Genomic DNA, 20,408 nt, shown 5'->3' with positions numbered 1-20,408 from the left:
GGGGCGAGCCCCCGCCTCCAATTCTCTTAGCGAGCGTAAAGGATGATCATCGCCACGGCGAACGCCATCAGGCCGAGCAGTTCGGCAGCGGCGAAACCAATGAACAGGCGCCCCTGCTGACCGTCGGCTGCGGCCGGATTACGAAGTGCGCCCTGAAGGAAAGCGCCGAATACATAACCGACGCCCGCGGCAGCGGCGCCTACACCGATAGCGGCGAGACCTGCGCCGATGACCTGGGCTGAAGCGAGTTCCATATTTAAGCTCCTTGTAGAAAGACGAAATTGCCTAGTGAAGGTTGACCGAGTCGCCGATGTAGAGCGACGTCAGAAGCGCGAAGACGTAAGCCTGAATGGCGCCAATCAGCAGCTCGAGCGCATTGACGAAAATGACAAACACGAAGGCCAATACCGAGACCCCGTAGCCAGCCGCGGTCTGGCTGTTGATCCCTTGAACGACGAAATTGCCAAAGACGTCGAGCAGGATATGCCCGGCGAACATCGCGATGAAGGGTCGCAGCCCAAGGCTGAACGGCTTCACTGCAAAGCTGATAACCTCGACCGGCGTAATGAGCAGCTTGAGGACGAATGGAGTGCCTTTCGGCACGAACAACGAGAAAAAGTGCAGGCCATGCGTACCAAAGCCGACACCAAGCACGATCAAGAAGCTGATAATCGACATGACGCCGGTCACCGTAAACTGGCTGGTGACCGTGAAGGGATGCGCGCCAGGGACCAGGGCAAATGGCATGGCGCCGGCCAGATTGGCGAACAGGATGAAAATGAAGGCCGTAAACACCCACGGCAGGTAGCGCTTGCCCGAAGGGCCAATGCTCTCTTGGACCATTGAGTTGACGAAACTGATCAGGCCCTCGGCGGCGACTTGCCAGCGCCCCGGCACGAGCTCGCGCCGCATGCCCATCGCCATGAATCCGGTGATCGCAGCGAGCAGGAGCATCATCCAAAGCGCGCTGTTGGTGAAGGCGAACGGGTTGTTCGATCCCAGTTGCCCTATGATCGGGTCAATCTGGAACTGATGCATCGGGTCGATCTTGGTTCCGGCAGCCACAGTCTACTTTCCCGAGCCCCGATCAGGGCTTCCCTTTGAATATTTCATGACGTCCATGACACCACCGGCAAAGCCGATGAACATTAACGCCAGCATGATCCACGGCGCAGTATCGAACAGGCGATCGAGCACCCAACCGATTACCGCTCCGCCGAACGGCATCCCGACGAGGCTCTGCGCCGCCCGAAGGCCCGCCGAGCGAATGACAGTCCGCGAATCGATTTGCGGCCTGGTTTCGTTCTCCAACTTGTCCGCCCGCTTCAGCCGCTCTCTGAGCGAAGTCAATCGGGCATCCTCAGGAGATGTCTCCGCCTGTCCGTTCTCGTCTTCAACCATGCACCTACTACTCCTGATGTGCGCAGCGACGCTCGAAAAGCGCATGCGCGAAAGGCAAGGAACATGGCGGCCGACAAGCCCGCCAAGGCGCCGCCCCTTTATGAAGGGGTATGGCATTAGTCAACCGATAGTCGGGCCCGCTTGGCGAGCGCGCGCCCACATGTCAAAGTCAGCGCCATGAAACATGTCCTTCCCCTGTTGGTGCTGCTTTCTTCCTGCGGCCAACAACCGGCCCCTTCCCCTTCTAATCAGGCTGCCGACGCCGCACCCGCGACGAGGCCAGCCGCGCCCGCCGCCAAGGCGTTCGTCCATGACGAGAAGAACGACCTTATCGAATTTCACTATGGTTGGTCGGCTGAAGCGGCGGCGGTGCCGCAGCTTGTCGATCGCTTCAGCAGGGATATGAACAAGGTCAGGGCCGAGCTCATCGCCGGGGCAAAGGAGGATAAGGCGCTCCGTGAAAAGGAAGGCTTTGAGTTCCACGGCTATAGCTCGACCACCGACTACACGACGGCGGGCCAGTCGGCTCGGTTACTGAGCCTATCGGTCGATGCCGCGGCCTATACCGGTGGCGCGCATGGCAATTATGGCACCAATGGACTGCTTTGGGACCGCCAGGCGGTGAAGGAGATCAAGGTCGCCGACCTGTTTGCAGAACCCACCAACATGGACAGGCTCCTCACTCAACGCTGGTGCGATGCGCTCAACAAGGCGCGTGAGGAGAAGCGCGGCGAGTCAGTAGGCGGCGATGGCATGTTCGACGATTGCCCCAAGCTGGAAGATATCGCGATCGTGCCGACGGACATGGACGGAAATGGGCGGTTCGACCGTCTGACCCTGACCGCGTCGCCCTATGTCGCCGGGCCCTATGTTGAGGGCAGTTATGAGATTGAACTTGCTGCCACTCCCGACCTGATCGCCGCGCTAAAGGCGGAATATCGCGACAGTTTCGAGGCAGGTCAGCCGCAGTAGGCGGGTACCGGTGACTGGCCCGGAACGTAACGTCGCCAGCCGCCCTGTCCTGACAAATAATATTCTCCGATCCCAATCCGGCCCAGGAGGCTGCAGGCAGCGGTAATCCCTACCTCTTCGGGCGTGACGCCCTTGCGAGCGGCAAGGTCATGATAGAGCGAGCGGCGGCGGATATTGATTGAATTGACCTGCCTGTGCAGCTCTGCGGGAACGTTCGGAACGACGAAGCCCAGATAGCCATCATACCGTTCACCGATCAGCCCAGCTCGCCGTGCTTGAACGATAGGCGCCGACTCCTGCGCCGCGACTGGCACTGTCGCGAGCAGGCTTGCGAACGCGAACAAGAAGAGGAGGAATTTCCTCATTACTGCCTCGGCGGCTGCGGCTGGGGCTGCGGGAATGCCTCCGGATTTTGCTCGATCAGCTGTTCGACGTCGCGCTGCAGCCTGACCAACACTTCCTGCCGGATGGTGACGTTCAAATTGATTTCGATCGGCTTGTCAGGCGGCGAGACCGAAATGCAGCCCGTCAGTGGCAGCACCAACGCCGCCCCACCGGCTGCTAACAAGAATCTTGTTCGCGTCATGGCTTCATCCTCATGGTTGGGTCGTTGGGGTTTCGGCGGCCTTCTCGTCGACCGGCGTCTGTGACTGCTCCTTGTCTTCCTCGATCCGCCGGGTCTCGACGATGATGCCGGGCACTTTGTCGAGCGGTCGCGGTAGTGCTGGTTCGATCGTTTGCGTCGGGTCGCGGAAGCTCTTGGCCGTTGCGATCAGCGCGCGGAACGGGCCCTTGATCGTCACGTTGAAATTGAACGGAATGCGGTTGACCGACCGGATCAGCCGCTGCGTGCTGGTATTGCCCAGCCCCACCCCGACGATCGTCATTCGCGTCGCGAACTCGCCGTCCAGATAGCCATCGAGGCGAATGATCATCAATTTATACTTAAGGTCGCGCAGCGCGTCGAAGGCGAAGCCCCCCATCATCCCCAGGTTCGCCCGGTTGACGACACCGTTGTAGGCCACCGTTCCGCCGCCTTCGCGGCTATCGAGCCGGCCGCCAACGATCCGGCCGCCTTCGTCGTCGAAAATCATCGGCAATACGCCATCGAAAGTGCCGGTCGCGGAAATCTCCTTGAAGCCCATCGAACCTACGAACGTCTCTGCGTCGAGCCCGACAACCTCGAACGTCAGCCGCTTCGGGCTCGGTCGGCCGAAATTGAGGATCGTTTCCTGGAGGATCAGCCTTCCACCCATGAATGGCCATTCGCCACGCTCGACCTTGACCAGCTGGTCGGGCAGCAACTGGTAGCGGATCACCCCATTCTCGACGAGAATGCCAGGGTTGACGCTCTTCACCGTCAAGGTTTGACCGGGAGCCGTCTGCATACCGAGCAGGTCGGTGAACCGGATCGTCCCACTCATCCCATTCACAGGGCCAAAAGCCGCCGCCAGGTCCATGTCGTTGGTCGTGAACTTGCCGGTCGAATTGACTTCGCCCTTGCCGTTCCAGGCGATGCGGCCATGCCCGCTCAGACTGCCTTGAACCAGCGCGATCACTCCCTCGGTCAGCCTGGTGAGTTCCTCGGGCTGAAGACCTGGGCCAAATGTGATTCCAGGTACATCGAGCACTGCGTTGCCGTCACCAGTCGCCAAACTGTGGGCGATCGTTACATCGGTCACCTTGGTACCGCTGGCCGGATGGTGAAGCGCACCGGTCGCGTTAATCCGGCTATTGGTAAGGGTGAAGTGAACGTCATCGCCTCGCAGCGGATAGAATTTGGGCGGATCGGCCAGGTCTGAAAGCGTCAGCCCGCCATCGACCGTTACATCTCCCTGCCTGACCCGCCATTTGCCCGATGCATCGCTCAGTTTGAGCGGCACTTTGCCGATGATTGCGCCCCCATCGGCGAATGTGCCGTTGGCGCCGCCGCCGGCCAGCGTGCCGGCAACGGACTTGGCATTGATCAGGACTGGCGAATCCGGCTGCCCCATCCTGACCGCGATGGCGCTGCCGCTGAACTTCTCGCCGCCATAACGGACTCTGGCGGCGTCAAGCGCAAAGGGCGATTGACCCATACGCCCGTGCAGGCGGACGTTGCGTGTTACGAGGCCGACAGCTAGCCCGCCGCCGGGCGATTTCTGGACAATTGCGCGCCCCTCCGGACACAACGGCAGCCGGGTTGGTCCAAGCTTCAGCCCGCCGGCCGTCAGGCTCGCAAACCGCGTATCGAGGCAGCCTTCGCCGAACCTCAGCGCTCCTCCGGCGCCGAAGCGCCCAGAGATAGGGATGCGGAGCCCGATTACTCGGCCGCCGGAGAATGGCCCGTCAAGAACCGCCACGGTATTGACCTCGGTCCATCCGTCGCGTCGCGCTGCAAATCGAACCGTGCCGAGAGTCAGCTTCGCTCCCCCTGCGGACATGGGCGCGATATCGGCAAAGCCACTCATCGGCGCTCCGCTTCGCGGTTGGCTCAGCTTGATGCGCGCCGTCGGCAACCCGCCGCCCTGCAAAGCGATATTGCCGTCGATCCGAAGCCGGTTGGACGGCCAGTAATAAGTGATCCCATCGCCGCCACTGACACTGATGCGGGCACCGGTCGGGGCCATCCCAGTTGCGGTGCCAATGCGGACTGCCCCGCCACCCGGTCGATTGACGAGCCGGAGCGAGCCATCGACATCGAACTGGCCGGCGGCACGGCGGATAGCGTCGGCGATCGCTGCCCCGATCGGCCCCAGCGGCGTACCCTTGGTCGAGGCCAGCGGCCCGGTAAGCATGGAAAACAGCGATTGCTCCACGCTGACGGAGCTCGCCCCATAATCGCCAGTCACCGTCAGCGCTCCGCGGCGGGCGTCGAGCCGATATTGGCCATCGAAGCGCGTCCGCCCGGCGACGATCCGGTCAAGGCGGGCGTGCTGCGCCGCAAGCTCCATTCGACCAAGGATCTGGGTCGGCTTCCCCTTGAAACTGATGTTGCTGTTGACCCCGGCAAGGCCGTTGCCACCAGCCTTGAACGACGCAAGGGTCAGCCGTCCGCGCCCGTCAAAACTACCGAACGCTTCGGAGAAGCTTGAATCGATTTCTGCCCGTGGCTCGTCCAACCGTAGATTGCTTGCCGGGCATGCAAAAGCGACGGCGCCGATCGGCCCCTGGACCTTCGGCCGGCGTGCAACGACACCAATGTCGACAAACGCGCGAAATTGGTCGAGCGTGCAGGCGCCAGGCTTCAACCGGGGCGCTGCAGCCGCCAATTTGCCCTTGAATCCGCCTGAAAGATTGCCGCGACCCTCGACAGCGAAACCCATCGGTCCCGCAGGTGTGGCTAATGCCACCGTCGTGTCTTTCAGATCGACGGTAAGGTCGGGAAGCGTGAACGGTTTGCCGGTGGGCGGCGGAAGCAGCTTGTCGACCTCGCCCCAGCTCACCTTATTGCCGACGATACGCCCTTTGAGCCGCGCCCCGCGCGCCGCGACGCGATAGATTTTGAAACTGCCGTTCCACTGCAGTTTGAGTTGGATGACCGCCCGGCGCACGCTGAGGTCGGGATTCGATGGATCGCCAACGACAAGGTTGCTTACCTGCTGGGTCCGGAATCCGACGCGATCCAGCTGATAGGTTGCGGTGACGCCTCGCCGCTCGAGCTCGTCGCGAATATAATTGTCGGCGATCGACTTTCGCCAGATCCACACGGCCGCCGCCGCAATGACAAGGAGAAGGAGAAGGACCAGCAACCCGATCCGCGTAGCCCGCCATGCATAATGCCAGCCGCTGCGGTCGTGCACGGCGACATGCTCGACCATCCCGGCCTTTTCCAGGCCATGTTCGACCTTATCGAGCAGAGGATGGTCCTTGTCCGCAGTCATTGACGCAAAAAACCTCTCCGCGGGCCGACCGTTCCGTTACCGCACCAATGCGGCGTTGCATGGGAAACGCGCTTTGCCTAGCCTCGGCTCCGCTCGGTCGGCCCATTTGTGGGGGAATTGGTCATGGCCGATCGGCCTGAGGACGCTTCAGGGCATCGCGCCCGCCTGCGCCAACGATTGTTCGACGGTGGCGGCAAGGCGCTGCTGGACCATGAGCTGGTCGAATATCTGCTGGCGCTGGCCATTCCCCGTCGCGACACGAAGAAAGATGCGAAGGCCTTGATCGCAAAATTCGGCGGCCTTGGCCCGCTGCTATGGGCCGATGCCGAAACACTCCGCAAGGAAGGCCTGACCGAGGGGATGGTCGGAGCGCTCAAGATCGCCGAAGCGAGCGCGCTGCGCCTTCTTGAAACCCGGATGGAGGGCCGGCCGATCCTGTCGAGCTGGGACGCGCTCGGCGACTATCTCCAGGCGGCGATGGCTCATTCGCCGGTCGAGGAAGTCCGCGTCCTGTTCCTGAACGCCAAGAACATGCTTGTCGCTAATGAGGCGATGTGGAGCGGATCGGTCGACGAAGCCTCGGTCCATGTCCGGGAGGTGATCAGCCGCGCGATCGCTCTCGGTGCGACGGCGATCATCATCGTCCACAACCACCCATCAGGCGACCCGTCCCCCAGCAGCCAGGATATCCGCCTGACCCGCGAGCTGATCGAAGCCGGGCGCCACATGCGCGTCACTGTCCACGATCACGTCATTGTCGGCAGCCAGGGGCGCAGCAGCATGAAGGCGCTGGGGTTGATTTGATGCCCGCCGATTTTGGCGCAAATCTGTTTTTCACTTGAGGTCGCCTGTTCTCTCAGGGAACCAAGTCGCTCCTAAGGCTTTCCTCAAGCATGGGGGAAACGGATCAATTAATCGCAAACATGAGAGCGCGCATTGAAATGTGTCGACGCCTCGCAAAATCGATCCGCGACAGAGAGGCGATCGAGCTGCTGCGGAAGATGGCCGATGAAGGTGAGGCCGATGTGAAGCGGCTGGAGGCAGAAAGGGACGCAGCCCAGCTTTAGGCGATCCCCGGCTTTCCATGCGCTACGGCCGCGACGTCCCTTCGGGGGTCATTTTCTCCTGACAATCTTTGGGTCCTTTTTAAGGCCGCATGTGGCCTCACGTTTCGCATTCCGATCTGGATGGGCCCATGGACCTCCTCCAGCAATTCTTCGAGCGCCTCGATAGCCAGCATTTCTCCGCTACGCCGATATCGACGCGGTCCGAGAACTTCCTCGGTTCCAGAACATGATCTCCGTGGCCCGCGATCGACTGCAAGCAGTTGGAGAGGATCAACCATAAGCAGGACTGGACTGGCGACACTCAGGCGTGAAGGGCAAGATCTCCGACGGCCCGGATGCGAGGCTTTGCAGGCAAGCTCGCAATTATGATGGTTCCAGGCGAGGCCGATCGGACGACAAGCCTTCCCCCAAGCTCCGACAATCGTTCACGCATGCCTGGCAAACCGACTCCACGCCAAACATGCGCAGGCATCCCGATACCATTGTCCAATATCACTGCGTGAAACATTGTCCTTCGACCAAACAGCCCGACTGCAACCTTCGTCGCATGGGCGTGACGATGAACGTTGGAAAGCGCTTCCTGGACAATCCGGTACAATACCTCCTCGGCTCCGGGCCAGCTAAGCTGTGGTCCGTCCTCAATATGGAGGGAGGCCGACATTCCAGTACGGCGCCCGAAGCCATCGACAAGCGCCTGCAAAGCACCGTGCAATCCCATTTCCTTGAGAAGTGGCGGATGCGCCAAATATGAGATCGAGCGAATCTCTCGCTGGGTTTCGCCCAGGAGGAGTTCCATCTCCGCAACGATATCCAGCGCTTCGTTGGATTTCCGAGCGCGCTTTAACTGACCAAGTGCCAGCCCCAAGCCGGTGAGAAGCTGCAGCGTTGAATCATGTATTTCTCGAGCGATGCGCCGTCGCTCTTCCGCCTGACCTTCCATCAAAGAGTGGCCGAAGCCTTCACGCAGCCGGCGCAGCTGCACCAGTTCCGTCACATCATAGCGAGTAACGGTGGCGAAGACCCGACCTGCGATTTCCAGGCGATTGACGCAAAGCTGGAATGTATGCCCCTCCCACCGATCATTGCCGTCGTATAGATAACGAAATGAGTCGGAAACGCCGGCAGCAATCTGCTTGATGCCATCGACGGCCGGACGAGCGGCTCCATGGCCTTCCTCTGCCCTTTCCCGGCAAAACTCGAAATAATTCGTGCCAGGCTGAAGCGCTGAGTAGCCGTACAAGGCAGCAGTCTTTGTCCAGGCCTCGTTGACGGCTAGGATCACCCAATGCTCGTCGAGCAAAGCGATCTGCTCCGGTAGGCCGTTGATAAGCTGCTGAAAAACATCAACAAAATCTATCTTATGCTTGGGGAGCGCTATTTTTTCAGCGCGGGCTATTGCTGCTGTCTGCGACTTTGAGGGCCGGGGATTTGCATCGGCCGTGCCGGAGTTAGGCTCCGCGATGAGCAGCGCTGGATCCATTTTCATTGCCACGCCCCCGTGGTCGTCCACTTCGGCTGGCCGCGGCGGACTCAGTACATTTGACTAGGCAATAACATGGATTGGGCCATTAAATAAATTGTCTGAATTCAGGCCTATTCGGAACGAGCCTTCCTGCGATCTAGACAACGGGCGAAGCTTCGGCCATTCGCCTATTCAAACTGGCCATTGAGGCGCTTGGCCAACTCCTCTTGGGCCAGGAAATCTTCCATCATTTTGCCGACCTTTTTTCGCGATCCCAAACATACCGGTGGGCCTTGCCCGTACCAGTTCGCCCAAACTTGATCTTCCTCCAAGCTGAAGATGACCCCGCCCGAAGCTCCATCAGGGTGGCTGAGAATGCCCGCAATTGCGCGTCTGGTTATAATTACAATGCCTATGATCAGCGCGGATGCGGCAAGGAACATTGCTGCGGACGACATGGCGCAGGGTTGTTCGAAAAATTTGCTCGGCGGACCGACGAACAGCCCGCCGAACACCGTCGCAGATGCTAACGCAACTGCGCCAGCCGGCCATGATCCCAGAAGGATTGCGGAGAGAAGGACGAATGGAAGGTAGGGAGTGAACTCACACCCCCTCACGACGCCGCTGGTGGAAAAGCGAATGATTGTAGGAAGCGCGACTGCAACGATCCCGCAAAAAAGCGCCACCCGGCCCGTCACGAATGGTGCCTGCAGCCAATGAGTTAGGTGAATACGGCTCATCTGAGGTGCCTTCCGTGGCCCTTTGCGAGGCTCAGGGCGTCATGCCCGGCCAGCTCCACTCACGGCACAAAGAATGGGGTTCGCGAGGCAATGCAATCCGGCCAATCCCTGAGGTCCCTTGAGAGAAATCCCCTAATGCCCGCATTCTTTCAGCGACGCTGGGACTGATTCAGGGCGGCTGCCTCGCAAATGAGCGCCTTCAACGCCTCTTCATCGATCTCGTCGCCATCATGGAGATCGATGGCACGCCTGGAGTTGCCTTCCAGGCTGGAATTGAAAAGCCCTGACGGATCGGCAAGCAAAGCGCCTTTGGCGAAGGTCAGCTTCACCTTGTTCCTGTAGGTCTCGCCGGTGCAAATTATTCCGGCATGCTCCCACACCGGCACCCCGGACGGGTTGGAGGGCTTACGCCACTTGACCTCCTCGATCACTTGGGGATCGGCCTCCCGGATGAGCTTCCGCACCCGGGCGAGCATATCGCCCCGCCAGTCCCCGAGCCCCTGGATTTTATCGTCTATGAGCTGGGATGGTGACCGTTCCTGCTGTGACTCACTATTCGCCATGACGCTTCGCGCTCCCTCCGTTCCCCGTGAACGCGAGTTCCACGGCGAAAATTCTCTGTCCTGCTTGGGCCTGGCGTGAAAGGCTCGGCAATGGCCCTCACGCCCTTTTCATCCCAAGTCGCCGACCACACCTCGCGTGTGCGAGTCACTGCGGCATTTGTGACTTTGAAACGCTTCCTCGAAAACTCGACACATGGTCAAGCAAGCCAGCTTCGGCCATCCGAAGCCATGATTGCCCCCTCGCCCCACCCTTGCTACGCGCGCCTCACATCCCTCCTGCTTGAAGGCCCCGCATGGTCCCCCGCTATTCCCGTCCCGCAATGACCGCCATCTGGTCGGCGGAGAACCGCTACCGCATTTGGTGGGAAATTGAGGTGTACGCGGCCGAGGCAATGGGCCGGATCGGAATGATCCCGACGGAGGACGCGTCCACCATCCGGAAGGCCTATGACGCCAACGTACTGGGCGAAATAGACGTGCCCGCGATCGACGCGATCGAGGCAGTGACCAAGCATGACGTAATCGCCTTCCTGACCTGGGCCGGCGAAAAGTTGGGGCCGGAACGGCGCTGGCTCCACCAGGGCATGACCAGCAGCGACGTTCTCGACACCAGCCTTGCCGTGCAGCTGAAGCAGTCTGCCGACCAGTTGATCGAGGACCTCGAACGGCTTCTCGATGTTCTGAAGCGCCGAGCTTATGAGCATAAGTTGACCCCGACCATCGGCCGCAGCCACGGCATCCATGCCGAGCCGGTGACCTTCGGGCTGAAACTCGCCCAGGCATATGCCGAGTTCGACCGCAACCGCGCCCGCCTTAAAGCCGCCCGCGATGACATCGCCACCTGCGCCATTTCCGGAGCCGTCGGTACCTTCGCCAACATCGACCCTGCGATCGAAGAGCATGTCGCCAAGGAATTGGGCCTGACCCCCGAGCCGACCTCGACCCAGGTCATCCCCCGCGATCGCCACGCCATGTTCTTTGCAACTCTTGGCGTGATCGCCTCGTCGATCGAGCGCCTGGCCATCGAGATCCGCCATTTGCAGCGCACCGAAGTGCTCGAGGCAGAGGAATATTTCTCGCCCGGCCAGAAGGGCTCGTCGGCCATGCCGCACAAGCGCAACCCGGTGCTGACCGAAAACCTCACCGGCCTTGCCCGTGTCGTCCGTTCGGCTGTGGTCCCGGCGATGGAAAATGTCGCGCTATGGCACGAACGGGATATTTCGCACTCCAGCGTCGAGCGTTTCATCGGCCCCGATGCCTGCATCACGCTTGATTTCGCGCTCGCCCGCCTCACCGGCGTGATCGACAAGCTGCTGGTCTACCCGGAGCGGATGCAGAAGAACCTCGATCGAATGGGAGGCCTGGTCCACTCGCAGCGCGTCCTACTCGCTTTGACCCAGGCAGGCCTCAGTCGCGAGGACAGCTACGCGTTGGTTCAACGCAACGCGATGAGAGTGTGGGATTCTTACGGCCAGCTGTCGCTGCTCGACTTGCTTAAGGCAGACCCAGAGGTCAGCTCGAAGTTGTCCGACAGCCAACTCGAGGAATTGTTTGACCTCGGCTATCACCTGAAGCGGGTCGACACCATTTTTGACCGCGTATTCGGAGCCTGACAGGAGGCGGAGCATGACGATGCGGCTGAATTACGGGGTGGTTGGTCCTGAAGCCGTCAAGGCGATGATGGGCCTGGAACAAGCCGTAAAGGATATGGGCCTCGAGCCCGGCCTTTTTCACCTGATCAAGCTGCGGGCATCGCAAATCAATGGCTGCGCTTTTTGCATCAACATGCACAGTCGCGAGGCTCGTGCCGATGGCGAAACCCAACAGAGGCTCGACCTCCTGTCCGTTTGGCGGGAAACGAATTTTTTCAACGACCGGGAAAAAGCGGCCTTGGCCTGGACCGAGGCACTGACCCTCATCGCCGATACCAATGCACCCGATGCGGATTACGAGGCTTTGTCAGCTGTATTCGACGAGCGCGAAAGGGTGGCGATCACACTTGCCATTGCTGGGATCAACGGCTGGAATCGATTTGCCATTGGATTCCGGACTCCAGTCCCAAGGGCGAAAGCCTGATGCATTCGGGGACCGAGTGACCGCAATCCAGCCATGCGCGCTGCTGTTCCTGGTCGGCCCCGATTGGCGGGTCGAAACGATCAGCCTCAATGCCGGATTGCTGGAGCAGGGCAAGCCGGAAACCCTGCTAGGCCGCCCATTGACCCAGCTGATCGGCAGCAATGCCATCCATGCCCTGCGTAATCGCATGGCCTGGCTCAGCCGCGCAGGTAGCCAGATCCATGATTTCGGTGTTCGCTGGGGCCGTTGCGACGTTAGTTTCGATATTCACGCGCGACGCCGGGGCGATTATTTTCTGATCGAAGCCGAACCGGCAGTGGAAGGTCGTTTGGCCGATGGCATCGGCATGGTGCAGTCGTTGCTGGACCGGATCAACGCCGACGATGTGCAAGACATGGCCGGGCAGGGCTTGCGCCAATTATCTGCCCTAACCGGCTTCAATCGACTGACCCTTCAGAGTCGCGCTGGCATTGTCATTGGTCGCTGCGAACGCGGCAGCCTGCCTCCAGCAACTTCCGAGGTCTCCGGTAAACCTTGCCAAAGCGCTCGGATCGTAGCCGATTGCACTTCGGAAGCGGTGCCGCTTCTGGGTCATCTGGACGACGCCCTACTCGGCGAAACAATCTTCCCGGCGCCGAGCGAGGAAGAGCTTAGCCAACTTTCAAACCAAGGCGTCCGAGCCGCCATGACTTTGCCGCTGCGGATCGATGGCGAGTGGGTTGGGACGATCGAGGCGCACCATGGCGTCGCGCGCCGATGTGGCGCCGAGCGGCGGGCCGTGGCCGGATTGTTCGCCGACCGCCTTGCCGCACGCATGGCGCGGCAAGGCTGGACGCCCTAGCCGCCCAGCTTATCTCTTATGCGGCTGAAGAAGCCCTTACTCGCCGGACATTCGTCGCCCGTCTCGGTTTCGCGAAACTGTTCGAGGATCGCCTTCTGATCCTTGCTGAGCTTGGTCGGTGTTTCGACCAGGATACGTGTCATCAAATCGCCGCGACCCCTCCCATTGAGGACGCTCATCCCGGCACCGCGATGACGCAGCATCTCACCCGATTGAATTCCTGCGGGGATCTTGAGCTCGATTTTCTCGCCATCGATCCCGGGGATGACGATGCATCCGCCCAGCGCCGCCGTGGTAAAGCTGATCGGTGCTTCGGCAATAAGGGTCGACCCTTCGCGGCTGAATAAGGCATGCCGCTTCAAATGGACGAACAGGTAGAGATCACCCGCCGCGGCGCCGCGTACCCCCGCCTCGCCTTCGCCGGCGACGCGAATGCGGGTGCCTTCGTCGACACCCGCCGGAACGTTGACGCTGAGCTTGCGGGTCTTGTGCGCGCGGCCATCTCCGTCGCAGGCCGGGCAAGGATCGGCGACGGTCTCACCTGACCCCATGCAGCCGGGGCAGGTTCGCTCGACCACAAAAAAGCCCTGCTGTGCACGAACCTTGCCTGCGCCCCCGCAACTGGAACAAGCCCGTGCCGCAGTCTGACCTATCGAGCCAGAAGCATTGCACTGTTCGCAGCCAGCCATGGCCTGAATGGATATCGTCTTTTCTGCACCCGAAAACGCTTCTTCCAGCGTCAACTCGAGGTCGTAGCGGAGGTCCGAGCCGCGCGCAGCGCTTGCCCGCTGGGCACGAGGGTCCATGAACTCGCCAAAGATCGACGAGAAAATGTCCGAGAAGCCCTCGAACCCGCCCGCACCGGCGCCGAACGGCCCGCCCCCTCCGCCATTTTGGAATGCAGCATGTCCAAAGCGGTCATAGGCAGCGCGCTTCTGCGGATCCTTCAGGCAATCATAGGCTTCGCTGATCGCCTTGAAATGGGCTTCCTTGTCGGTGCAGCCGCCATGACGATCGGGATGGCTCTCCATCGCCAGCTTGCGATAGGCCGCTTTGATTGTCTTTTCGTCGGCGGTCCGCGGAACGCCGAGCAGCTCATAATAATCCGTGGCCATCAATCCCCACCCATGACGAGCGGCGCCGACCGCTCATGTGCCGGCGCCGCCTTTGTCATGACCTCTTAGGCCTTCTTGTCTTCGTCGACTTCCGAAAATTCGGCGTCGACCACTTCTTCTTCCGGCGCAGCCTCGGCGGTTGCCTCGGCCGACTGGGCTGCCTCCGCTCCGCCTTCGGCCTGCGTCTTTTCATAGATCGCCTGGCCAAGCTTCATCGCCGACTGGGCTAGCGCCTCGGTCTTGGTCTTCATTGCCTCGGCATCGCCGCCTTCGATAGCGGTCTTGGCTTCGGCAATCGCCGTCTCAATCTCGCCCTTCAGCGAAGCGTCTACCTTGTCGCCGTGCTCCTTGAGCTGCTGCTCGGTCGAATGGACCAGGCTTTCGGCCTGATTCTTCGCCTCGGCTGCCTCACGGCGCTGCTTGTCCTCTTCGGCGAACTTTTCGGCATCCTTGACCATCTGGTCGATGTCGGAGTCGCTGAGACCGCCAGACGCCTGGATGCGGATCTGCTGTTCCTTGCCGGTTCCCTTGTCCTTGGCCGTCACATGGACAATGCCGTTGGCGTCGATGTCGAACGTGACCTCGATCTGCGGCACGCCGCGCGGCGCGGGAGGGATCCCGACCAGGTCGAACTGGCCGAGCATCTTGTTGTCACCGGCCATCTCGCGCTCGCCCTGGAAGACGCGAATGGTCACCGCATTCTGATTGTCGTCCGCAGTAGAGAAAGTCTGGCCCTTCTTGGTTGGAATGGTCGTGTTGCGGTCGATCATCCGGGTGAACACGCCGCCCAGCGTCTCGATGCCAAGCGACAGCGGCGTGACGTCGAGCAGAAGCACGTCCTTGACGTCGCCCTGCAGCACGCCGGCCTGGATCGCGGCACCCATGGCGACGACTTCATCCGGATTGACGCCGACATGCGGTTCACGCCCGAAGAATTCCTTCACCACTTCGCGCACCCGCGGCATGCGGGTCATGCCGCCGACCAACACCACGTCGGCAATGTCCTTGGCCTCAAGGCCGGCATCCTTCAGCGCCTTGCGGCACGGCTCGAGCGTGCGGTTGATAAGGTCCGCAACCAGCTTCTCAAGATCGGCACGGCTGATTGTCTCAACCAAGTGCAGCGGGGTCGTCGTCCCGCCTTCCATGCGGGCGGTGATGAACGGCTGGTTGATCTCGGTCGTCGCGGCCGACGACAGCTCGATTTTAGCCTTTTCAGCGGCTTCCTTCAGACGCTGCAACGCAAGCCGATCGGTGCGAAGATCGATGTTCTCTTTCGCCTTGAACTTGTCGGCCAGGAACTCGACGATCTTGGCATCGAAATCTTCGCCGCCGAGGAAGGTGTCGCCGTTGGTCGACTTCACTTCAAACACACCGTCGCCGATCTCCAGGATCGAAACGTCGAAGGTGCCGCCGCCAAGGTCATAGACGGCAATGGTCTTGCCCTCTTCCTTCTCAAGGCCGTAGGCAAGCGCCGCGGCAGTCGGCTCGTTGATGATGCGCAGCACTTCAAGGCCGGCAATCTGGCCGGCGTCCTTGGTGGCCTGGCGCTGGGCGTCGTTGAAATAGGCAGGAACGGTGATCACCGCCTGGGTGACGGTTTCGCCGAGATAGGCTTCGGCGGTTTCCTTCATCTTCTGCAGGATGAAGGCGCTGATCTGCGACGGGCTATAATCCTTGCCGCCGGCATTGACCCACGCATCGCCATTCGGACCCTTGACGATCTTGTAGGGTACTAGTTCGGTGTCCTTCTTGGTGATCGGATCGTCGAAGCGACGGCCGATCAGGCGCTTCACCGCAAAGACGGTATTGTCGGGATTGGTCACCGCCTGGCGCTTGGCCGGTTGCCCCACCAGACGTTCGCCGTCCTTGGTGAATGCAACCACTGATGGAGTGGTGCGAGCGCCTTCGCTATTTTCGATAACCTTGGGCTTGCCCCCCTCCATCACCGCAACGCAGCTGTTGGTGGTGCCGAGGTCGATCCCGATCACTTTTGCCATATTTCTTACCCTCTACTTGCCCCTCGCGGACAAGCTGCCCAGCCGTCCGCGAATTGATGTTTCGCGGGCGATATAGGTGTGTGTTTTCAGGCGACAAGGGCGGCTGATCGCCCTTACGGCATCGCCATACCGCCGTTGATGTGCAGCGTTTGGCCGGTGACGTAGCCGGCTTCCTTGGAGGCAAGGTAGACTACGGCCGCCCCAATGTCCTCTCCGGTGCCCATCGCCCCCGTCGGGATTTTCGAAAGAATTCCGGCCTTTTGTTGCTCATTTAGCGCATCGGTCATGGCCGAGGTCATAAAGCCGGGCGCGACGCAATTGACGGTGATCCCGCGGCTCGCGACTTCCTGGGCAATCGCCTTGGACATGCCGATAAGACCGGCTTTGGACGCGACATAATTGGCTTGGCCCGGGTTGCCCGTAACGCCGACCACCGACGTCACCGAAATTATCCGCCCGAAGCGAGCCTTCATCATCGGCTTCATCGCAGCCCGCATCAGTCGAAAGACGGCTTCGAGATTGACCTTGAGGACCTCGGAAAATTCCTCGTCTTTCATCCGCATTGCCAGGTTATCGCGTGTGATTCCGGCGTTGTTGACGAGGATATCGAGCTTCCCCAATGCTTCGATCGCGCGCGGGATCAGCTGGTCGACCTCTTCGGGGTTCGAGAGGTTGCAAACCAAGGTCGCGTGATCGCCGCCAAGCTCCTTGGCGAATGCATCCAATTTGGCCGCGTTGGAACCCGAAAGCGCCAGCCGAGCACCCTGATCGGATAGCGCCTTGGCGATCGCGCTGCCGAGACCGCCAGATGCGCCTGTCACCAGCGCGGTCATCCCACTGAGGTCGAACATCATGCGATCTCCTTCGCAAGCACTTCGATATCTTCGATCGTCACCACGCTGGTCACCTTGGCATCGGGCGCGATGCGCTTGACCATCGGGCCGAGCACTTTGCCGCCAAGCTCGACAAATTCGCCAACCCCGGCCGCAGCCATGTTGGCAATGCTTTCGCGCCAGCGAACCATGCCGGTCACTTGGCTGACTAGCAGCCGTTCTATCTCCGAAGGGTCGGCTACCGCGGTGGCAGTGACGTTTGCAAAGAGCGGCACATGCGGCGGCTCGATCACCGTCTTGGCCAGCGCCTCGGCCATGGCATCTGCGGCCGGCTGCATCAATGGGCAGTGGAACGGCGCCGACACCGGCAGCGGTACTGCGCGCTTGGCGCCCATGTCCTTGGCCATGGCGATCGCACGGTCGATCGCACCCTTGTGGCCCGACAGCACGACCTGGCTAGGATCATTGTCATTGGCGACGGTGCAGACTTCACCTTCTGCGGCGGCCGTCGCGATGCGCTGGGCAAGCTCCAGGTCTGCCCCAAGCAAGGCCGCCATTGCGCCGAGGCCGACTGGAACCGCAGCCTGCATCGCCTGCCCGCGAAGCTTCAACAGCCTCGCCGTGGTCGGCAGATCGAACGATCCGGCCGCAGCCAGCGCCGAATATTCGCCAAGGCTGTGCCCCGCGACGAATTGCGCCGCCTTCTCCAACTCGACCCCGCCCTCGCGGCTCAGCGCGGCATAGACGGCCAGCGCATGGGCCATGATCGCTGGCTGGGCGTTAGCGGTGAGCTTCAGCTCATCCTCCGGTCCCTCTCGCATCAGCTTGAAGAGGCTCTGACCAAGTGCCTCGTCAACTTCACCAAACACGTCACGGGCAGAGGAGCTCGCCTCGGCAAGGCCCGAGCCCATGCCAACCGATTGGCTGCCCTGCCCCGGAAAAAGAAATGCGCGCATGTTACTCCCTGTTGGTCTACGCAATGTGTCGGCGCGGCCTAGGCCGACGCGCGGCGATTGCCAAGGTTGAGGGGGAACGCATGGACGACCACGCCGGCAAGCCTCAAACAATCGGCATCTGGATGACTACCGCGCTGGTTGTCGGAACGATCATCGGATCGGGAATCTTCTTGCTTCCGGTGAGCCTGGCTCCACTGGGCCGAAATGTCCTGATCGGCTGGCTGATCAGCGGTGTTGGGGTGCTGTGCGTCGTTTTCGCGATGGCCCGGCTGTCGCGCCTTGGCGGCGATGGCATTCAGGCCAATATCGAACGCGAATTCGGTCCAAAAATCGCCTTCCTCGTGGCATGGGCATTCTGGGTTTCCAACTGGGTGGCACAGGCGTCCGTTGCGGTCGGAACGGCGTCGGCCTTGTCTTTTGCCGGGTTGTATTTCGGCGCGAAGGACCAGGTTGTTCCCGTTGCCATCGGCTTTGTCGTGCTACTTACGGCCGTCAACGCCATCGGTGTGCGAGCTGCCGGCGGACTGTCGCTCCTGACGGTGGCAATCAAGCTATTGCCGCTGCTGGCGGTGATCTGGCTCTTCCTGGAACGGGGCGCGAGCGGTGGCACTTACGAACCGTTGCCAACTATGCCGATCACGGTCGCCAGTGTTGCCGCCGCCACCGCGCTGACCTTTTTCGCATTCACCGGCTTCGAGGGCGCCACTACGCCGGTTGGCAAGGTCCGCGACCCGGGCCGCACGATTCCGCGCGCGCTGATCAGTGGCACGGCCTTCGTTGTCGTTCTTTATTTAATGGCGGGAACCAGCATCCAGCTGCTTTTGCCGGCAAGTGTCGTCGCGGCTTCGCCGGCCCCGTTTGCCGATGCCCTGGTATCCCGCTGGGGGCATGGCGTCGCCACCTTCGCCGCACTGGCCATTGCGATCAGTGCGATCGGCTGCCTCAATGGGTTGATCCTCGCTACCGGCGAACTGGGCTATGCCATGGCGCTGCGCGGCGACTTGCCGGTCATCATGGCCAAAACGCGGGGCATCAACACTCCGGTAGTGGCCCAGGTCGTCGGATCGGGCCTGACTATTCTGATCCTGCTGGCAAACAGCAATCGTGCCACTGCCAATCTGTTCACGTTCATGATCCTTTTGTCGACCGCGGCGATCATTGCCCTCTATTTCGCGAGCGCGCTGGCCGCCTGGAAGCTCAGCCCCACACGGGTCGCACGAGCGGTCATTGCAACTGGCCTGCTATTCTTGGCCTTCGCGACTTACGGGATCGGCCTGGAAGCCGGGCTTTGGTGCCTGGTGCTGCTGGCGGCTGGGTTGGTCGTCCGCGCCACCATGCATCGACTCAATTCGATCGCTGGCTCCAGCCTGGTGCCGGAGGCTGCTCCAGCCGCGCCTCTGGAATGAGCCGGCGGAGCTTCTGCGCAAACGAACGAAGGCACACCTCGCTCGTCCCCAGCGGCCCGGCAACATATGTCGGACTGGCCATGCCCTGCTGGACGCGGGTGATCAGTTCGGTGTCCTCCGCATTGACCCGCCGATTGATACGCCAGTTCAAATAGCGGACCGCCTTCATTTCCCGCCGGTTGTCGGGCAGCCCGTAACTGATCTCGCGGATCACCGATTTCGTTGCCGACACCGGCAAGAACTGCATGAAATCGACCTGGTCCGGGTAAATGTCGAACGCGACGTTGGGGAATAGCTTGTAGTAGAGCCATTTCTTGCGATGCGATGGCGGCAGGTACTCGGCCTCCGGCAAATATCGTTGATAGGCCCGTTCCGATGGGTTCGATGATTCGTCCTCGCGAAGCTCACCTTCCATCCGATCGACATGCTCGCGCGCCTCGATCGCATAAGTCCGTCCAAACAGCCTAGTGAGGCCAGGGTGTCCGACCGGGATGTGCAGCCCGTCTGAATAATTATCGGCGATCGTTTTCCAGTTGAGATCGCGATCCCGGAGCGTGACGCGCCCGATCGCTCGCAAATCCTCGAACCGATAGGGCGCCACCTCATGCTCGTACGGCGCCATCATTTCGTGGACCGATGGTGCGCCCGGCTCGAGCGCCACGAACAGGAAACCCCTCCATCGTTCCAGCGCGACCGGCACCAAGCCCAGTTGCTCGGTTTGCAGACCCGGATATTCGGTCCGATGCGGAACGCCGACCAACCGACCATCGCGAGCATAGCTCCAGGCGTGATAGGGGCAGGTGAGCACCTTGGCGCAGCCTGCCTCTCCGTCTACCAGCCGCGAGCCGCGGTGCCGGCACACATTAGTGAAGGCGCGAACTTCGTCATCGTCGCCGCGAATGACGATCACGCTTTCGCCCAGATAGTCGAGCGATCGCCACTCACCCGGCTCGGCAATTTCGCTCTCATGACAGACGACTTGCGGCGTCGCGCGCAGGAAGGCTCGTTTCTCTGCCTCTAGAAATTCGGGATCGAAATAAAGCCAACCCGGCAAGCTCATGTCATCGAGCGGGTCGGGCGTGGGTTGGATGCTCTTGAGGTGCGTCGCCATGCGGC

At 61.1% G+C, this 20,408-nt stretch carries 21 protein-coding genes; 7 read left to right on the top strand and 14 right to left on the bottom strand.

Annotated features, from left to right (window positions below):
* Window positions 1-26 precede the first annotated feature (26 nt).
* From LVY65_RS01260 to LVY65_RS01250, 3 genes are read right to left on the bottom strand one after another with little or no spacing between them, the layout of a single operon-like run.
* Window positions 27-254, bottom strand: coding sequence for a F0F1 ATP synthase subunit C (locus LVY65_RS01260; RefSeq protein WP_235066197.1), 228 nt, complete (start codon window positions 252-254; stop codon window positions 27-29).
* A 31-nt stretch (window positions 255-285) separates the two neighbouring features.
* A complete protein-coding gene (locus tag LVY65_RS01255) occupies window positions 286-1,065 on the bottom strand; it encodes a F0F1 ATP synthase subunit A (protein WP_328282463.1) in 780 nt (259 codons plus the stop codon).
* Window positions 1,066-1,068: 3 nt separating this feature from the next.
* A complete protein-coding gene (locus LVY65_RS01250; RefSeq protein WP_235066196.1) occupies window positions 1,069-1,401 on the bottom strand; it encodes an AtpZ/AtpI family protein in 333 nt (110 codons plus the stop codon).
* A gap of 177 nt (window positions 1,402-1,578) precedes the next feature.
* Here LVY65_RS01250 and LVY65_RS01245 point away from each other — a divergent pair, with 177 nt between their 5' ends.
* Complete coding sequence (locus LVY65_RS01245) at window positions 1,579-2,373, top strand: DUF4163 domain-containing protein (RefSeq protein ID WP_235066195.1); 795 nt, start codon at window positions 1,579-1,581, stop codon at window positions 2,371-2,373.
* On the opposite strand, the gene LVY65_RS01240 is transcribed toward LVY65_RS01245, so the two are convergent.
* The 3 genes from LVY65_RS01240 to LVY65_RS01230 are packed head-to-tail and all read right to left on the bottom strand — an operon-like array spanning window position 2,361 to window position 6,236.
* On the bottom strand, window positions 2,361-2,738 hold the full coding sequence (locus LVY65_RS01240; RefSeq protein WP_235066194.1) for a YdbL family protein: 378 nt from the start codon (window positions 2,736-2,738) through the stop codon (window positions 2,361-2,363). The genes LVY65_RS01245 and LVY65_RS01240 overlap by 13 nt on opposite strands.
* Window positions 2,738-2,959, bottom strand: coding sequence for a YnbE family lipoprotein (locus LVY65_RS01235; protein ID WP_235066193.1), 222 nt, complete (start codon window positions 2,957-2,959; stop codon window positions 2,738-2,740). The genes LVY65_RS01240 and LVY65_RS01235 overlap by 1 nt, the downstream gene beginning before the upstream one ends.
* A gap of 10 nt (window positions 2,960-2,969) precedes the next feature.
* The gene (locus LVY65_RS01230; RefSeq protein ID WP_235066192.1) at window positions 2,970-6,236 is read right to left on the bottom strand and encodes an intermembrane phospholipid transport protein YdbH family protein; all 3,267 of its coding nucleotides are present in this window, start codon (window positions 6,234-6,236) and stop codon (window positions 2,970-2,972) included.
* A gap of 123 nt (window positions 6,237-6,359) precedes the next feature.
* On the opposite strand from LVY65_RS01230, the gene radC reads away from it, so the two are divergent.
* Both radC and LVY65_RS13175 read left to right on the top strand, forming a co-directional pair.
* Entirely contained in the window at window positions 6,360-7,040 is a 681-nt protein-coding gene (gene radC, locus LVY65_RS01225) for a RadC family protein (protein WP_235066191.1), read from the top strand.
* Between the two features lie 137 nt (window positions 7,041-7,177).
* Window positions 7,178-7,303, top strand: a complete 126-nt coding sequence (locus tag LVY65_RS13175) for a hypothetical protein (RefSeq protein WP_268828555.1) — start codon at window positions 7,178-7,180, stop codon at window positions 7,301-7,303.
* A 301-nt stretch (window positions 7,304-7,604) separates the two neighbouring features.
* On the opposite strand, the gene LVY65_RS01220 is transcribed toward LVY65_RS13175, so the two are convergent.
* The 3 genes from LVY65_RS01220 to LVY65_RS01210 all read right to left on the bottom strand — a co-directional run bounded on the left by LVY65_RS01220 (window position 7,605) and on the right by LVY65_RS01210 (window position 10,068).
* Window positions 7,605-8,789 (bottom strand): sensor histidine kinase, encoded by a 1,185-nt coding sequence (locus LVY65_RS01220; RefSeq protein ID WP_235066190.1) that lies wholly within the window; start codon window positions 8,787-8,789, stop codon window positions 7,605-7,607.
* Between the two features lie 164 nt (window positions 8,790-8,953).
* On the bottom strand, window positions 8,954-9,280 hold the full coding sequence (locus tag LVY65_RS01215; protein ID WP_235066189.1) for a hypothetical protein: 327 nt from the start codon (window positions 9,278-9,280) through the stop codon (window positions 8,954-8,956).
* A 374-nt stretch (window positions 9,281-9,654) separates the two neighbouring features.
* Window positions 9,655-10,068, bottom strand: a complete 414-nt coding sequence (locus tag LVY65_RS01210) for a DUF1801 domain-containing protein (RefSeq protein ID WP_235066188.1) — start codon at window positions 10,066-10,068, stop codon at window positions 9,655-9,657.
* A gap of 293 nt (window positions 10,069-10,361) precedes the next feature.
* Here LVY65_RS01210 and purB point away from each other — a divergent pair, with 293 nt between their 5' ends.
* From purB to LVY65_RS01195, 3 genes are read left to right on the top strand one after another with little or no spacing between them, the layout of a single operon-like run.
* Window positions 10,362-11,681, top strand: a complete 1,320-nt coding sequence (gene purB / locus LVY65_RS01205) for an adenylosuccinate lyase (RefSeq protein WP_235066187.1) — start codon at window positions 10,362-10,364, stop codon at window positions 11,679-11,681.
* Between the two features lie 13 nt (window positions 11,682-11,694).
* Complete coding sequence (locus tag LVY65_RS01200) at window positions 11,695-12,144, top strand: carboxymuconolactone decarboxylase family protein (RefSeq protein ID WP_235066186.1); 450 nt, start codon at window positions 11,695-11,697, stop codon at window positions 12,142-12,144.
* 16 nt (window positions 12,145-12,160) lie between these two features.
* The gene (locus tag LVY65_RS01195; RefSeq protein ID WP_235066185.1) at window positions 12,161-12,985 is read left to right on the top strand and encodes a GAF domain-containing protein; all 825 of its coding nucleotides are present in this window, start codon (window positions 12,161-12,163) and stop codon (window positions 12,983-12,985) included.
* Here the strand turns inward: LVY65_RS01195 and dnaJ are convergent.
* The 4 genes from dnaJ to fabD all read right to left on the bottom strand — a co-directional run bounded on the left by dnaJ (window position 12,982) and on the right by fabD (window position 17,886).
* The gene (dnaJ, locus tag LVY65_RS01190; RefSeq protein WP_235066184.1) at window positions 12,982-14,100 is read right to left on the bottom strand and encodes a molecular chaperone DnaJ; all 1,119 of its coding nucleotides are present in this window, start codon (window positions 14,098-14,100) and stop codon (window positions 12,982-12,984) included. The genes LVY65_RS01195 and dnaJ overlap by 4 nt on opposite strands.
* 65 nt (window positions 14,101-14,165) lie before the next feature.
* The gene (dnaK, locus tag LVY65_RS01185) at window positions 14,166-16,097 is read right to left on the bottom strand and encodes a molecular chaperone DnaK (protein ID WP_235066183.1); all 1,932 of its coding nucleotides are present in this window, start codon (window positions 16,095-16,097) and stop codon (window positions 14,166-14,168) included.
* 113 nt (window positions 16,098-16,210) lie between these two features.
* Complete coding sequence (gene fabG / locus LVY65_RS01180; RefSeq protein WP_235067141.1) at window positions 16,211-16,948, bottom strand: 3-oxoacyl-[acyl-carrier-protein] reductase; 738 nt, start codon at window positions 16,946-16,948, stop codon at window positions 16,211-16,213.
* Window positions 16,948-17,886 (bottom strand): ACP S-malonyltransferase, encoded by a 939-nt coding sequence (gene fabD, locus LVY65_RS01175; RefSeq protein ID WP_235066182.1) that lies wholly within the window; start codon window positions 17,884-17,886, stop codon window positions 16,948-16,950. Before fabD ends, fabG begins: the two co-directional genes overlap by 1 nt.
* An 80-nt stretch (window positions 17,887-17,966) precedes the next feature.
* Here fabD and LVY65_RS01170 point away from each other — a divergent pair, with 80 nt between their 5' ends.
* Window positions 17,967-19,292, top strand: a complete 1,326-nt coding sequence (locus LVY65_RS01170; protein ID WP_235066181.1) for an APC family permease — start codon at window positions 17,967-17,969, stop codon at window positions 19,290-19,292.
* Here LVY65_RS01170 and LVY65_RS01165 read toward each other — a convergent pair.
* Entirely contained in the window at window positions 19,231-20,403 is a 1,173-nt protein-coding gene (locus tag LVY65_RS01165) for an aromatic ring-hydroxylating oxygenase subunit alpha (RefSeq protein ID WP_235066180.1), read from the bottom strand. The genes LVY65_RS01170 and LVY65_RS01165 overlap by 62 nt on opposite strands.
* Window positions 20,404-20,408: the final 5 nt, after the last annotated feature.

It is taken from the genome of Sphingomonas cremea (assembly GCF_021502585.1).
In the GTDB taxonomy this organism is placed as follows: Bacteria; Pseudomonadota; Alphaproteobacteria; order Sphingomonadales; family Sphingomonadaceae; genus Sphingomicrobium; species Sphingomicrobium cremea.
The sequence above is the reverse complement of the archived record's forward strand: the minus strand, read 5'-3'. Positions and strand labels throughout refer to the sequence as shown.